This window comes from Cellulomonas flavigena DSM 20109 (assembly GCF_000092865.1).
Lineage (GTDB): Bacteria > Actinomycetota > Actinomycetes > Actinomycetales > Cellulomonadaceae > Cellulomonas > Cellulomonas flavigena.
In genome coordinates this window covers 128,045-141,738 of record NC_014151.1, presented here as the reverse complement: position 1 = coordinate 141,738, position 13,694 = coordinate 128,045, and the positions used below count along the sequence as shown (strand labels likewise).

At 75.4% G+C, this 13,694-nt stretch carries 9 protein-coding genes and 1 riboswitch; of the genes, 8 read left to right on the top strand and 1 reads right to left on the bottom strand.

The window, feature by feature from the left end; all coding sequences use genetic code 11:
* Nucleotides 1-279: 279 nt before the first annotated feature.
* From hrpA to CFLA_RS00560, 4 genes are read left to right on the top strand one after another with little or no spacing between them, the layout of a single operon-like run.
* Entirely contained in the window at nt 280-4,962 is a 4,683-nt protein-coding gene (gene hrpA / locus CFLA_RS00575; RefSeq protein WP_013115367.1) for an ATP-dependent RNA helicase HrpA, read from the top strand.
* A 37-nt stretch (nt 4,963-4,999) separates the two neighbouring features.
* The gene (locus CFLA_RS00570; RefSeq protein WP_013115366.1) at nt 5,000-5,704 is read left to right on the top strand and encodes an MSMEG_4193 family putative phosphomutase; all 705 of its coding nucleotides are present in this window, start codon (nt 5,000-5,002) and stop codon (nt 5,702-5,704) included.
* 19 nt (nt 5,705-5,723) lie between these two features.
* Nucleotides 5,724-6,263, top strand: a complete 540-nt coding sequence (locus CFLA_RS00565) for a DUF3090 domain-containing protein (protein WP_013115365.1) — start codon at nt 5,724-5,726, stop codon at nt 6,261-6,263.
* The gene (locus CFLA_RS00560) at nt 6,260-7,048 is read left to right on the top strand and encodes an SCO1664 family protein (protein ID WP_013115364.1); all 789 of its coding nucleotides are present in this window, start codon (nt 6,260-6,262) and stop codon (nt 7,046-7,048) included. Before CFLA_RS00565 ends, CFLA_RS00560 begins: the two co-directional genes overlap by 4 nt.
* A 153-nt stretch (nt 7,049-7,201) precedes the next feature.
* On the opposite strand, the gene CFLA_RS18785 is transcribed toward CFLA_RS00560, so the two are convergent.
* Nucleotides 7,202-8,566 carry a M15 family metallopeptidase gene (locus CFLA_RS18785; protein WP_245530274.1) on the bottom strand — a complete coding sequence of 455 codons (1,365 nt, stop codon included), beginning with the start codon at nt 8,564-8,566 and terminating at the stop codon, nt 7,202-7,204.
* Nucleotides 8,567-8,818: 252 nt separating this feature from the next.
* On the opposite strand from CFLA_RS18785, the gene CFLA_RS00550 reads away from it, so the two are divergent.
* From CFLA_RS00550 to metE, 4 genes are all read left to right on the top strand, one after another.
* Complete coding sequence (locus tag CFLA_RS00550) at nt 8,819-9,412, top strand: DNA-3-methyladenine glycosylase I (protein WP_013115362.1); 594 nt, start codon at nt 8,819-8,821, stop codon at nt 9,410-9,412.
* 51 nt (nt 9,413-9,463) lie between these two features.
* The gene (locus CFLA_RS00545; RefSeq protein ID WP_013115361.1) at nt 9,464-9,682 is read left to right on the top strand and encodes a hypothetical protein; all 219 of its coding nucleotides are present in this window, start codon (nt 9,464-9,466) and stop codon (nt 9,680-9,682) included.
* A 96-nt stretch (nt 9,683-9,778) separates the two neighbouring features.
* Nucleotides 9,779-9,885, top strand: a riboswitch (SAM riboswitch).
* A gap of 85 nt (nt 9,886-9,970) precedes the next feature.
* On the top strand, nt 9,971-11,050 hold the full coding sequence (locus CFLA_RS00540) for a methylenetetrahydrofolate reductase (protein WP_013115360.1): 1,080 nt from the start codon (nt 9,971-9,973) through the stop codon (nt 11,048-11,050).
* Nucleotides 11,047-13,398, top strand: a complete 2,352-nt coding sequence (metE, locus tag CFLA_RS00535; RefSeq protein ID WP_013115359.1) for a 5-methyltetrahydropteroyltriglutamate--homocysteine S-methyltransferase — start codon at nt 11,047-11,049, stop codon at nt 13,396-13,398. The genes CFLA_RS00540 and metE overlap by 4 nt, the downstream gene beginning before the upstream one ends.
* The last annotated feature ends 296 nt before the right edge of the window (nt 13,399-13,694 follow it).

Below are 13,694 nucleotides of genomic sequence, written 5' to 3'. Positions count from 1 at the left end.
GTAGCGCCGGGCCGCGGGAGCGCGCGTCACCCCGACGGGCGTCGGACGAGTCATCGCACCCGACCCCTCCCCGTGACACCGCTGGCCGGGGGCGCGAGGCCGGGAATGCGCCGTCCACGTCGTGGGACGTTCGGCCCGCGAGACCGGCCTGGGCTCGCGGAAGACGAACGGTGGGCCACCTGAGCCCGGTCTCGCGGGGGGCACGTCCCGAGGTGTGGGACGGGCCGCGGCCGGATTCGACGTGAGGTGGGGCGGGGGTGCCTGAGAGGATGGACGGTCGTGAGCACGTCCGACCCCACCCCCGCCGCCGCCGAGGGCTCCCGCCGGGCGGACGCCGCGTCGCAGCCCGGCACGGGGTCGCCCCGTGCGGGGGCCGCCGGCGGCGACGGGCCCCGGGGCCGGCGACGTGGGGGCCGCGGCCGCGGTCCCGGCCGCAGTGGCGGCGCGCGCCGGGACGAGGGGACGGCGGACGACACCCGACGCACCAAGGGTGCGGACGACACCCGACGCACCGAGGGTGCGGACGACACCCGACGCGCCGGGGGGGCGGCCGACGACGCCGGGCAGCGCCCGCGACGCGACGACCGCCGCCGCCGCGACGACCGCACCCGCCCCGACCGCACGCGCGCCGACGCCCGCCTCGCGCGCGCCGCGGAGGCCCGCGCGCAGGTCGTCCTCCCCGCGATCGTCTACCCCGAGCAGCTCCCGGTCTCGGCCCGCCGGCAGGAGATCGCCGACGCGATCCGCGACCACCAGGTCGTCGTCGTCGCGGGCGAGACGGGCTCGGGCAAGACGACGCAGCTGCCGAAGATCGCGCTGGAGCTGGGCCGGGGCCGTGCGGGGCAGATCGGCCACACGCAGCCGCGGCGGATCGCGGCGCGCACCGTCGCCGAGCGCATCGCCGACGAGCTCGGCGTCCCGCTGGGCGGGGTCGTGGGCTACCAGGTGCGGTTCACGGACGAGTCGAGCGACTCCACGCTCGTCAAGGTGATGACCGACGGCATCCTGCTCGCGCAGATCCAGCGCGACCCGATGCTGCGGATGTACGACACGCTGATCATCGACGAGGCGCACGAGCGCAGCCTCAACATCGACTTCATCCTGGGCTACCTGACGCGGCTGCTGCCGCAGCGCCCGGACCTCAAGCTCGTCATCACGTCGGCGACGATCGACTCCGACCGGTTCGCGCGGCACTTCGGCTCCCCGGCGACGGCCGCCGCGGAGGACCGCACCCCGGCCCCCGTCGTCGAGGTCTCCGGCCGCACCTACCCGGTCGAGATCCGCTACCAGCCGCTGTCGCCCGACGACGGCCCGGACCGCGACCTCGTCACGGGCATCACCGAGGCCGTCGACGAGCTCATGGCCGCCGGCCCCGGCGACGTGCTGGTGTTCCTGTCCGGCGAGCGGGAGATCCGCGACGCCGAGGACGCGCTGCGCGGCTCGCTCGGCCCGCGCGTCACGGACCCGCGGCACCCGGACGGCGTCGAGATCGTGCCGCTGTACGCGCGGCTGTCCGCGGCCGAGCAGCGCCGGGTGTTCGAGGCGCACACGACGCGCCGCGTCATCCTCGCCACCAACGTCGCCGAGACGTCCCTGACGGTCCCGGGCGTGCGGTACGTCGTCGACCCGGGCACCGCGCGCATCTCGCGGTACTCCAAGGCGACGAAGGTGCAGCGGCTGCCGATCGAGCCGGTCTCGCAGGCGTCGGCCAACCAGCGCTCGGGCCGTTCCGGCCGGGTGGCGCCGGGCATCGCGATCCGCCTGTACAGCGAGGAGGACTTCGAGTCCCGCCCGGAGTACACCGAGCCGGAGATCCTGCGCACGTCGCTGGCGTCGGTGATCCTGCAGATGATCGCGGTGGGCGTCGTGACGTCGCCCGACGAGGTCGTGGACTTCCCGTTCGTCGACCCCCCGGACGTGCGGGCGGTACGCGACGGCGTTGCGCTGCTGACCGAGCTGCACGCGCTCGAGGTGCAGGGCGGCCGCACGCGCCTCACCGAGACGGGCCGCGCGCTGGCCCAGCTGCCGATCGACCCGCGCCTGGCGCGCATGGTCGTCGAGGCCGGGCGCCGGGGCGTCGCGCGCGAGGTCCTCGTCATCGCCGCCGCCCTGTCGATCCAGGACCCGCGCGAGCGCCCGGCGGAGTCCCGCGAGACGGCCGACGCGCTGCACCGGCGCTTCGCCGACCCGTCGTCGGACCTGCTCACCTACCTCAACCTGTGGACCTACCTGCGCGACCGGCAGCGCGAGCTGTCCGGCTCGGCGTTCCGGCGGCTGTGCAAGGCCGAGCACCTGCACTTCCTGCGGGTGCGCGAGTGGCAGGACGTGGTCACGCAGCTGCGGCAGATGGCCAAGGACCTGGGCTTCGAGGCCAAGGGCGCACCGACGCCCGCGTCCGACGAGGTCCCCGCCGCCGCCGGGCACGGGCGCGACGGGCGCCGCGACGGCGGGCGCCACACCCCCACGGGCGCGCCGACGCAGGACGCGGGGAGCGTCGAGCGGCCCGACGCGCTGCAGACCCGCTGGACGTGGGACGGCGACGCGATCCACCGCGCACTGCTGCCCGGTCTGCTGTCGCAGATCGGCATGCAGGTCGTCACCGACGTCGCCGCGGGCGCGCCCGCGAAGGGCCGCGACGGCAAACCGCGGCGCCCCGACTCCCGCGCGCGCAACGAGTACCTGGGCGCGCGCGGCGCCAGGTTCGCGATCTTTCCCGGCTCGGGGCTCTCGCGCCGGCCCCCGTCGTGGGTCATGGCCGCCGAGCTCGTCGAGACGTCCCGGCTGTGGGCGAGGGACGTGGCGAAGGTCGACCCGGCATGGGTCGAGGAGGCCGCCGCGCACCTCGTGAAGCGCACGTACGCCGACCCGGCGTGGTCGACGCGGCAGGGCGCGGCCATGGTCAACGAGAAGGTGCTGCTCTACGGCGTGCCCGTCGTCGCGCAGCGGCGCGTGCTGCTGGCGAGGATCGACCCCGAGCACGCGCGCGAGCTGTTCGTCCGGCACGCGCTGGTGCAGGGCGAGTGGACCACGCACCACACGTTCTTCCACGAGAACCGCCGCCTGCTCGCCGAGGCCGAGGCCCTGGCGGCCCGCGCGCGGCGCCGCGACCTCGTCGTCGACGACGACGCGCTGTTCGACTTCTACGACGCCCGCGTCCCGCCCGAGGTCGTCTCCGCCCGGCACTTCGACCGCTGGTGGAAGGACGCGCGCCGCGCCGACCCGGACCTGCTGTCGTTCACGCGCGAGCTGCTCGTCGGGGACGACGCCGCTGAGATCGACGAGGGCGCGTTCCCGTCGCGCTGGCCGCAGGGCGAGCTGTCGTTCCCGTTGACCTACCAGTTCGAGCCGGGTACCGAGGCCGACGGCGTGACCGTGCACGTCCCGATCTCGCAGCTGCCGCGCGTGCGGCCCGAGGGCTTCGACTGGATGGTCCCCGGCATGCGCGCCGAGCTGCTGACCGCCACGATCCGCGCGCTGCCCAAGCCGGTGCGCGTGCAGCTCGTGCCCGCACCCGACGTCGCCCGGGCCGTCGACGCGTGGCTCACCGAGCACGCCGCGTCGTGGGTCGACACCGTGCGCGCGGCCGACGCCGCGCCCTCGTTCCGCGAGATGTTCGCCCGCGCCGTGCGGGCGCTGCGCGACGTCGACGTGCCCGCGGACGCCGTCGACGAGGAGCGGCTGCCCGCGCACCTGCGCATGACGTTCCGCGTGGTCGGCGACCGCGGGGGCGTCGTCGACGAGGGCAAGGACCTGCTCGCGCTGCAGCGTCGCAACGCCGACCGCGCGCAGGACGCGGTCGCGTCCGCGGTGCGCACCGCCGTGCGCGCGGCGATGCAGGAGGCCGCGGCCCAGGCGGGGGTCACGGCGCCGGGCACGTCGTCCGCCGCGAGGAGCGCCAGCGCGTCCTCCACCCCGGGCACCCCCACCCCCGACGCCCCCACCCCCCCGGGCGCCACCACCCCCCCTGGCGCGAGACGTCATTCCAGCCCCACCCCGGCCACCCCCGGCACCCCCACCCCCGGCGCGAGCCGTCGATCCAGCCCCGAGGACGTCCCCGACCTCGAGCGCACCGGCCTCACCACGTGGCCCGACCTGCCCGGCGCCCTGCCGGACGTCGTCGAGGCCCGCTCGGCCGCCGGCGGCGTCGTCCGCGCGTACCCGACGCTCGTCGAGGAGGGCACGACGGTCGCGCTGCGCGTCCTCGCCGACGCGGGCACGGCGGACGCCGGTGCCCGTCGCGGCCTGCGGCGCCTGCTGCTGCTCGACGTGGGGCTCGCGACGGCCCGCATCACGACCCGCTGGACGGGCGCGCAGGCGCTCGCGCTCGCCGCGTCCCCCTATCGCAGCACCGACGCCCTGGTGACGGACGTGCAGCTCGCCGCGATCGACCGGATCGTGAGCCGGCACCTGGGCGGGCGCTCGCCGCGCGAGGTCCGCGACGCCGACGCGTACGCCACGGTGCGCACCCACGTCCGCACGCACCTGGAGGACGACGTGCACCGCGTCGTCGGCGACCTCGTCGGCGTCCTGGGTGCGTGGCGTGAGCTGGACGCCGACGTGCGCGGCGTCAGCAGCCTCGCGCTGCTCGCGACCGCGCAGGACGTGCGCGAGCAGGCCGCGGCGCTCGTGCACGACGGGTTCGTCCGCCGCGTCGGCGCGGACCGCCTGCCGCAGCTCGTCCGGTACCTGCGCGCCGCGCGCCACCGGCTCGCCAAGGCCGCGGAGAACCCGACGCGCGACGCCGACCTCGCGTGGCAGGTGCACGACGTCGAGCAGCAGCTCGACGCCGCCCGCGAGCGCGCCGCGAGCGCCGCACCGGACCCGGCCCGCGACGCCGCGCTCGACGACGTGCGCTGGCTGGTCGAGGAGCTGCGCGTGAGCCTGTTCGCGCAGCAGCTCGGCACGCCGGTGCCGGTGTCGCCGACGCGCATCCGCAAGGCGCTGGCGGCGATCGGGGCCTGAGACGGCGGGCCACGCCCCGGCTGCCTAGGCTGCGCAGATGGCCACCGTCCTGCTCGTCCGCCACGGCCGCACCGACGCCAACGTCCGCGGCGTCCTGGCCGGACGCCTGCCCGGGGTGCACCTCGACGACGTCGGACGCGAGCAGGCCGGGCGGACGGCCGAACGCCTCGCCGCGGTGCCGCTCGTGGCCGTCGTCACCAGCCCGCTGGAGCGCTGCCGCGAGACCACGGACCTGCTGCTCGACCGCCAGGGCGGTTCCCCGGGGCTCACGGTCGACGAGGCGCTGACGGAGTGCGGCTACGGCGACTGGCAGGGCCGGCCGCTGACGGAGCTCGCGGCGGAACCCCTGTGGGCCACCGTCCAGGCGCACCCCGCGGCCGTGACGTTCCCCGGCGGGGAGTCCCTGCCCGCGATGCAGGCCCGGGCCGTGGCGGCCGTGCGGCGGTGCGACGCCGAGGTGGAGGCCGCGCACGGCCCGGCTGCCGTGTGGGCGGCGGTCAGCCACGGCGACGTCATCAAGTCCGTCCTCGCGGACGCGCTCGGCATGCACCTCGATCTGTTCCAGCGCCTCGAGGTCGGGCCGGCGTCGGTCTCCGTGGTCCGCTACGGCGCGCGACGGCCGCACGTCGTCGCCACCAACACCGACGCCGGCGACCTGGGGTGGCTCGCGACCGCCCGCCCCGCCGACGACGAGCCGGTGGGCGGCGGGGCCGGCCACGGCTCGACCGCCGTTCGCGACTGAGCGTTCGTAGACTCGCCCCATGACCGTCCACGAGTTCGACTGGCCCGACCGCGTCGTCGTCGGCACGGTCGGACGCCCGGGAGAGCGCACCTTCTACCTGCAGGTGCGCACCGGCGGGCGGGCCACGAGCGTCGTCCTGGAGAAGCAGCAGTCCGCGGCCCTGGCCGACCTCCTCGAGGAGCTGCTCGACGACCTCTCGACCGACGCCGACCACCCCGTCAACGTCCCCCTGGACACCCCGCTCGAGCTCGTCGACGAGGACCCGCTCGACCCGCCGGTCGACCCGCTGTTCCGCACCGGCGCGATGCGCCTGGGCTGGGACCCGCGGACGCTGCAGGTGGTGGTCGAGGCGTTCCCGCTGGAGGAGGCCGAGGACGAGCGGCTCGGCGAGCCGGACGAGCCCGGCCAGGTGCTGCGCGTGCGGATGCCGGTGGGCACGGCGCGGGCGTTCGTGCAGCGCACGCGCGGCGTGGTGACCGCGGGGCGTCCGGAGTGCCCTCGCTGCGGCCTCCCGGTCGACCCGGACGGGCACGTCTGCGGACCGCCCGACGAGGCGTGACGGCACCGGGCGGCGCAGCCGCGGCCCAGGACCCCGACGACGGCGGGCTGCGGATCGTCGGGCGGCTCACCGCCGCGTCCAACGCGACGTTCGTCGGCACGCTCGGCGACGTGGCGGTCGTCTACAAGCCGGTGGCCGGCGAGCGGCCGCTGTGGGACTTCCCCGACGGCACGCTCGCGTCGCGCGAGGTCGCGACGTACCTCGTCTCGCAGGCACTGGGCTGGGACGTCGTGCCGCGCACCTGGTGGGGTGACGGGCCGCTGGGCCCCGGGATGCTGCAGCTCTGGCAGGAGCCGGACACCGGGCAGGACCCCGTCGACGTGGTCCCGGCGGCGGCCGTCCCCGCGCCCGGGTGGCGCACGGTGCTGGAGGGGACCGACGAGCACGGCAGCCCGGTGGCGGTGGTCCACGAGGACTCCGCCGCGCTGCGCCGCATGGCCGTGCTCGACGTGCTGGTGAACAACGCCGACCGCAAGGGCGGGCACGTGCTGCCCGTCGCCGGCGGGCACCGCTACGGGGTCGACCACGGCGTCACGTTCCACACCGAGCCCAAGCTGCGGACCGTGCTGTGGGGCTGGGTGGGCGAGGCGCTCGACGCGGACGAGACGGCCGGGGTGCGGCGCGTGCGCGTGGCCGTGGACGGCGACCTCGGCGCCGCGCTGTCGGCGCTGCTGGCCGCCGACGAGGTCGAGGCGTTCGCCGAGCGCTGCGACCGGCTGCTGACGACGGCCGTGTTCCCCGGGCCCACCGGCGGCGCGCCGCCCGTGCCCTGGCCGCTGTTCTGAGGGACCGGTCCCGGCCAACCCTGCGGCACGGGACGCACCCGGGGTCGCCCGGCGCCGGGTGAACGTTCGCACCGCGGCCTGGGCGGCGGCAGACCTGCCGGCGCCGGCGCGGAAGGTTCCGCACCGGCGCCGGCCGACCGTCGGGGCGGACCGTCAGGAGAGGTCGACCGCCTTCGCCTTGTCGCTGACCGTGGTCCACGGCGCCCCGAGACCACCCTCCTTGACCGCCAGCGCCCCGCCGCTGACCATCGCGACGCGGTCCTGCGTCACGGCGACGTCGGTGATCCCCCCGGTCGCGACCGTCACCCACATCGCATCCAGGGAACCCTCCTTGACCACCAGCGTGTCGGCCGTGCGCACCGCGACGCGGTTGCCCCCGAGCTCGACGTCGACGGGCTGGCCCGTGAAGACGGTCGACCAGACGGCGTTGAGGGCACCCTCCTTCACGTGCACCGCGCCCGCCTTGCGGATCGCGACCCGGCTGCCGTCGAGCTCGAGCTCCTCGACGCTGCCGCTGAGCGTCACCCACGGCGCGTCCCAGGCACCCTCCTTGACGAGCGCGGCGCCGTTGACGAGCGCACCGATGCGGGTACCGGCGACCTCGACGTCCGTGGCCCCGCCCGCGACGATGGTCACCCACTGGGCGGAGAGCGGGCCTTCCTTGAGCTGGGCCGCACCGCTGCGCAGCGCGACGACGACGCGGTCGTCGGTGACGTCGAAGTCCGCGACGTCGCGCGCCACCAGGGCCCACGGGGCGTTGACCGCGCCGGCCTTGACGTAGAGCTCACCGGACGTCGACAGTGCCGCGATCCGCGTCGGGGTGGTGACGGTGGTGGCGAGCTCCATGCCGTCGAGCACGGTCAGCCAGACGGCGTTCACCGGACCTTCCTTGACCGCCAGGGAGCTGCTCGACGTGAGGGCGCTGATCCGCGCGGCGTAGGTCGGCGTCTCGGGCGCCGCGTCCGGCTGGGACGTCACGCCCGAGCCCGGGAACTCCCAGTGCCACGGCTCGGGGAGCGACCCGTCCTGCCGTGCCCAGCGCGGCGCCACCCAGCCGTAGGCCGACGCGTTGGCGAGCATCCAGCGGTACTGGTCGGTCCCGAAGCGGTTGATCCCGCCGCCGAGGTCGACGGCCCGGCCCCAGCCGTGGTTGGAGCAGCCGGGCGTCGCCGCCCACTTGCCCTTCGCCTCCTTGAGCGCGACCTGGGCGGCGTACGACCGGTAGGAGTCGGTGACGGAGATGTTCGTCCCGAAGCGCGCGCGGTACGCCTGGTTGAGCGCCTCGAACCGCTCGGCCGCCGCCGGCTGGAGCCGGTGACCCGACGCCCATGTGATCGACGTCATAGCGCTCGTCGGTACGTAACCGTTCTGGTGACCCCCCCACTGCAGGGGCTGTGCGCAGGCAGCAGCGGCCGGTGTGGCGGCGACGACCGGTGCGAGAGCACCGAACGCGAGGACGGCGGCGACGGCGAGCGCGCTGGTGCGGCCACGCAGCGGGCTCGTGCGGCTGAACGACAAGAGGGTTCCTCCTTGCTGAGGACGACCGCCCGGGCGCGGCCGACTGCGGGAAACGTACAAGCGGAGCGTCCGTTGTGTCCCTTTTGTGGTGCTTTTTCGCCCGCAGACATGGCGGACTGCTCGTCCACCGGTGACGTCGTGACGCCGAGGTCGTGGCAGCGCCGGCCGTCCCCAGCCCCGGCGACGGACGAGGGTTTCCACAGACGGCGCCGCGACGACCCCGACGTCGGCACCGCGCGCGAGACTCGGCGCATGACCACGACGCCCCCGCCGTTCCGCTGCTTCGGCGGCACCGACCCCCTCTACGCCGCCTACCACGACGACGAGTGGGCCGTGCCCGTGCACGACGAGCACGCCCTGTACGAGCGCATCTCCCTCGAGGCGTTCCAGTCGGGCCTGTCCTGGATCACGATCCTGCGCAAGCGGCCCGCGTTCCGGGCGGCCTTCGCCGGCTTCGACCCCGAGGCCGTCGCGGAGTACGGCGAGGACGACGTCGCGCGGCTGCTCGCGGACGAGGGCATCGTGCGCAACCGCGCCAAGATCGAGGCGACGGTCGCCAACGCCCGCGCGCTGCTCGACCTGCACGCGACGGGCCGTACGCTCGACGAGGTGCTGTGGTCGTACGCGCCCGAGCCGAGGCCGCGGCCGCGCACGTGGGCCGAGGTACCGGGGCGGACCGCGCAGTCGGCAGCGCTGGCCAAGGAGCTCAAGCGCCTCGGGTTCCGGTTCGTCGGGCCCACGACGGCGTACGCGGCGATGCAGGCGTGCGGCGTGGTCGACGACCACCTGGCGGACTGCCTGGTCGCACTGGGGTCACCCACGGCCCGTGCTACTCCCGCGGAGTGATACAAGCGTCCAGCACTCGGCAGACGAGCCGCGACGGGCTAGGGTGCCCGCATGACCAACCACGTGGAGCACGACGGACGGCGCGACGCCGTGCGTGCGGCGCACGCCGCGTGGCTGTCGCCGGGCGAGTCCGACCCGTACGTCCTGGAGGCCGTCCAGGACGGCCTGCTCGCGGTGCCGGTCGCGGCTCCGACGACGTCGTGGTTCGGCCTCCCGCACCAGCGGACGTCGCGCGAGTCGACGCCGACACTGCAGCGCCGGCGCCGCTGACGCAGCCGGCGGGGCTCTCGCACGCAGCGCGGACGCCCCCGTCTCATCCAGCGATCCCCCCTGTCCGCCATCCGGGCAGCCGGGCTACGATCCTTGCGACCATCCAGAGCGGCTGAGAGACCTGGCTCGACGACGCCGCAGCAACCCCCCTCCGCGCGAGGGTGTGGGTGCTTCCGCCAGGAACGATGGAGTGACGATGAACGTGCGCACCGCCGACCCCTCGTGCCGAGCGGCCGGTCCCGTGACCACCCGCCCCACCACCGCGCGTCCGGTCGCGCGCACGGCGCGATGAGCGTCGTGGCCGAGACCGGGACCGTCCCCGCCGCACCGAGCGCGCCGGGTCGCGCACGCGCCGCGCGCCGTCGTGCCGAGCAGGCCGGCGCCCTGGACCGTCCGACCGTCTCCTTCGAGTTCTTCCCCCCGCGCAACCCCGACGCGGCGCCGCGCCTGTGGGAGACCGTGCGCGCCGTCGAGACCGTCGAGCCCGACTTCGTCTCGGTGACGTACGGCGCCTCCGGCAAGACGCGCGAGACCACGCGCGCGTTCGTGCGCCGGCTGCTGCGCGAGACCTCGCTCAACCCGATCGCCCACCTCACCTGCGTCGGGACGTCGCGGACCGAGGTCTCCACGATCGTCGAGGAGTTCCTCGACGAGGGCGTGCGCTCCTTCCTCGCGCTGCGCGGCGACCCGCCCGTGGGCCAGCCGGACTGGCGACCCCACCCCGAGGGTGTCCACACCGCCGCCGAGCTCGTCGAGCTCCTGCGCGACCTCGAGCAGCGCCGGTGCGGCCGCAGCCCTGCGCAGGCCGTCCGCGCCCGGGTGCGCCCCCTGTCGGTGGCCGTCGCCGCGTTCCCGCGCGGCAACCACGCCACCGGCGGCACGCGCGCCCAGGACGTCCAGGCCCTGCTCGCCAAGCAGGAGGCCGGGGCCGACTTCGCGATCTCGCAGCTCTTCTACGACGCCGAGGCGTACCTGGGTCTCGTCGCCGAGGCCCGGCAGGCGGGCGTGACGATCCCGATCGTGCCGGGCATCATCCCGACCACCGACCCTGCACGGCTGCTGCGCGTCCAGGAGCTCTCCGGCGTCCCCGTGCCGCGGCACCTGCTCGACCTGCTGGGCTCCACCGACGACCCGGTCGAGCGCCACCGCCGCGGCACGCAGGCAGGCGTCGACCTGGTCAACGCCGTCCTCGACGGCGGCGCCCCCGGCGTCCACGTCTACACCTTCAACAAGCACGAGGCGGCGCTCGACCTGCTCGACGGCGCCGACCTGCTCGACGGCCGCCGCTGTGCCGTCACCCCGCACGACCCGTCCGGCGGCACCCCCGCCGGAGCGACCGCCACGACACCGCGAGGAAACCTGTCATGACCGACACCACGCCCGCCGCGCCGGCGACCCCGGCCTTCCCCGCCGGCTCCGTCCTCGGCTACCCGCGGATCGGCCCGCGCCGCGAGCTCAAGAAGGCCCTCGAGGCGTTCTGGGCCGGCCGCACGTCGGCCGACGAGGTCGAGGCCGTCGCCGCCGACCTGCGCCGCCGCACGCGCACGCGCCTCGCCGAGCTCGGCCTGGCGACCGACGCCGCGGCCATCCCGAGCGCCTTCTCCTTCTACGACCAGGTCCTCGACGCCACCGCGCTCGTCGGCGCCGTCCCGGAGCGCTTCGCGGACCTGCAGGACGCCGACGGCCGCCTCGACCTCGCCGGCTACTCGACGGTGGCCCGCGGCCGCGGCGACGACCTGCCCCTCGAGATGACCAAGTGGTTCGACACCAACTACCACTACCTCGTCCCCGAGATCGGCCCCGGCACCACGTTCCGCTACGCGTCCGACCGCCCGGTCGCCGAGTTCACCGAGGCGCTCGCCGACGGTGTGCTCACGCGGCCCGTCGTCGTCGGCCCCGTCACGTACCTCGCGCTGGCCAAGCCCACCGAGGACGCCCCGGCGGGCTTCTCGCCGCTCGACCGCCTCGACGACATCCTCCCGGTCTACGTGCGCCTGCTCACCGAGCTCGCCGCCGCCGGCGCCACGTGGGTGCAGCTCGACGAGCCCGCGCTCGTCGCCGACACCGTCGGGGTCCCGGCCGAGGTCCTCGCCGAGGCGACGGCCCGCGCGTACCGCGTCCTGGCCACCGAGCTCGCGCGCCCGTCGCGCCCCGCGATCCTGCTCGCCGCCCCGTACGGCGACCTCGGCGCGGCGCTGCCCGTCGTCGCAGCCACCGACGTCGAGGGCGTCGCGCTCGACCTCGTGCGCGGCGACGTCCCGTCGGTGCCCGTCGCGGGCCTGGCCGGCAAGACGGTCGTCGGTGGCGTGATCGACGGCCACAACATCTGGCGCGCGGACCTCGAGCAGAAGCTCGCGCTGCTCGAGCAGCTCGGAGCACTCGGCGCCGCCGCGGTCGCCGTCGGCACCTCGACGTCGCTGTTCCACGTCCCGCACACGCTCGAGGACGAGCCCGCGCTCGACCGCACGCTCGTGGACTGGCTCGCGTTCGCCGACGAGAAGGTGCGCGAGGTCGCGACCCTCGCCGAGGGCCTCACCGCGGGCCGCGACGCGATCTCCGAGCAGCTCGCCGCCGCGTCCCAGGCCGTCGCGTCGCGCGCGACCGCACCCGGCGTCGTGCGCCCCGAGGTCCGCGAGCGCGTCGCCGCGCTGACCGACGAGCAGTTCCGCCGCGGCCCGTTCGCCGAGCGCAAGGCCGCCCAGGCCGCGCGCCTCGGCCTGCCGGCCCTGCCGACCACGACCATCGGCTCGTTCCCGCAGACGCCGGAGATCCGCAAGGCCCGTGCGGCGTTCGGAAAGGGCGAGCTCACGGCGGAGCAGTACGAGGACGAGATGAAGGCGGAGGTCCGCCGCGTCGTCGAGCTGCAGGAGCAGATCGGCCTGGACGTCCTCGTGCACGGCGAGCCCGAGCGCAACGACATGGTCCAGTACTTCGCCGAGAACCTCGACGGGTTCTCCGTGACGCAGAACGGCTGGGTCCAGTCGTACGGCTCGCGCTGCACCCGCCCGTCGATCCTCTGGGGCGACGTCTCGCGCCCGGCGCCGATCACGGTCGCGTGGGCGCAGTACGCGCAGTCGCTGACCTCGAAGCCGATGAAGGGCATGCTCACCGGCCCGGTGACGATCCTCGCGTGGTCGTTCGTCCGCGACGACCAGCCGCTCGGCGACACGGCCAACCAGGTCGCGCTCGCGCTGCGCGACGAGATCGCCGACCTCGAGGCCGCCGGCATCGGCATCGTCCAGGTCGACGAACCCGCGATCCGCGAGCTCCTCCCGCTGCGCGAGAAGGACCACGCCGCGTACCTCGACTGGTCGGTGCGCTCGTTCCGGCTCTCGACCGCCGGCGTGCGGCCCGAGACCCAGATCCACACGCACCTGTGCTACTCGGAGTTCGGCGAGATCATGGAGGCGATCGACGGGCTCGACGCCGACGTGACGAGCATCGAGGCGGCGCGTTCGAAGATGGAGATCCTCGGCGACATCGCCGCGGCGGGCTACCCGCGTGCCGTCGGACCGGGCGTCTACGACATCCACTCCCCGCGCGTCCCGTCGCAGGACGAGGTGACGGAGCTCCTCACCGAGGCCGTGCGCACCATCGACGTCGACCAGCTCTGGGTCAACCCCGACTGCGGCCTCAAGACGCGCCGCTACGAGGAGGTCACGCCCTCCCTCGAGCACCTGGTCACCGCGACCCGCACGGTCCGCGCGACCCTCTGACGCCTCCCCGACGAGGACGCCGCACGACCACGGACGCCGGTCGCCGCACCCGCGGCGCCGGGGTCTCGTCGTGCCACCGGCGCGTCCCGTCCCCGCCTGCGACCACGCAGGGGCGACGAAGTCATGGCTCGGCGTCACGGATGTTACACCCTGCATGTCGCTCCTGCGCCGGAAGAAGGTCCGGGGGGATGCCGGATTCGTCCACCACACTGTGCGAGGCGGCGAACCCGCCGGTCACGGGCCCGCACATGCGTCTCATCAGCGCGTCGACGGACGTCGACGCCTCAGCAGGGGGA

What these genes read in the sequence shown, in the direction of transcription:
- CFLA_RS00570 (WP_013115366.1), top strand. Translation starts at nt 5,000, where the DNA reads ATGGCCACCGTCCTGCTCGTCCGCCACGGCCGCACCGACGCCAACGTC.
- CFLA_RS00565 (WP_013115365.1), top strand. Translation starts at nt 5,724, where the DNA reads ATGACCGTCCACGAGTTCGACTGGCCCGACCGCGTCGTCGTCGGCACG.
- CFLA_RS00550 (WP_013115362.1), top strand. Translation starts at nt 8,819, where the DNA reads ATGACCACGACGCCCCCGCCGTTCCGCTGCTTCGGCGGCACCGACCCC.
- CFLA_RS00545 (WP_013115361.1), top strand. Translation starts at nt 9,464, where the DNA reads ATGACCAACCACGTGGAGCACGACGGACGGCGCGACGCCGTGCGTGCG.
- CFLA_RS00540 (WP_013115360.1), top strand. Translation starts at nt 9,971, where the DNA reads ATGAGCGTCGTGGCCGAGACCGGGACCGTCCCCGCCGCACCGAGCGCG.
- metE (WP_013115359.1), top strand. Translation starts at nt 11,047, where the DNA reads ATGACCGACACCACGCCCGCCGCGCCGGCGACCCCGGCCTTCCCCGCC.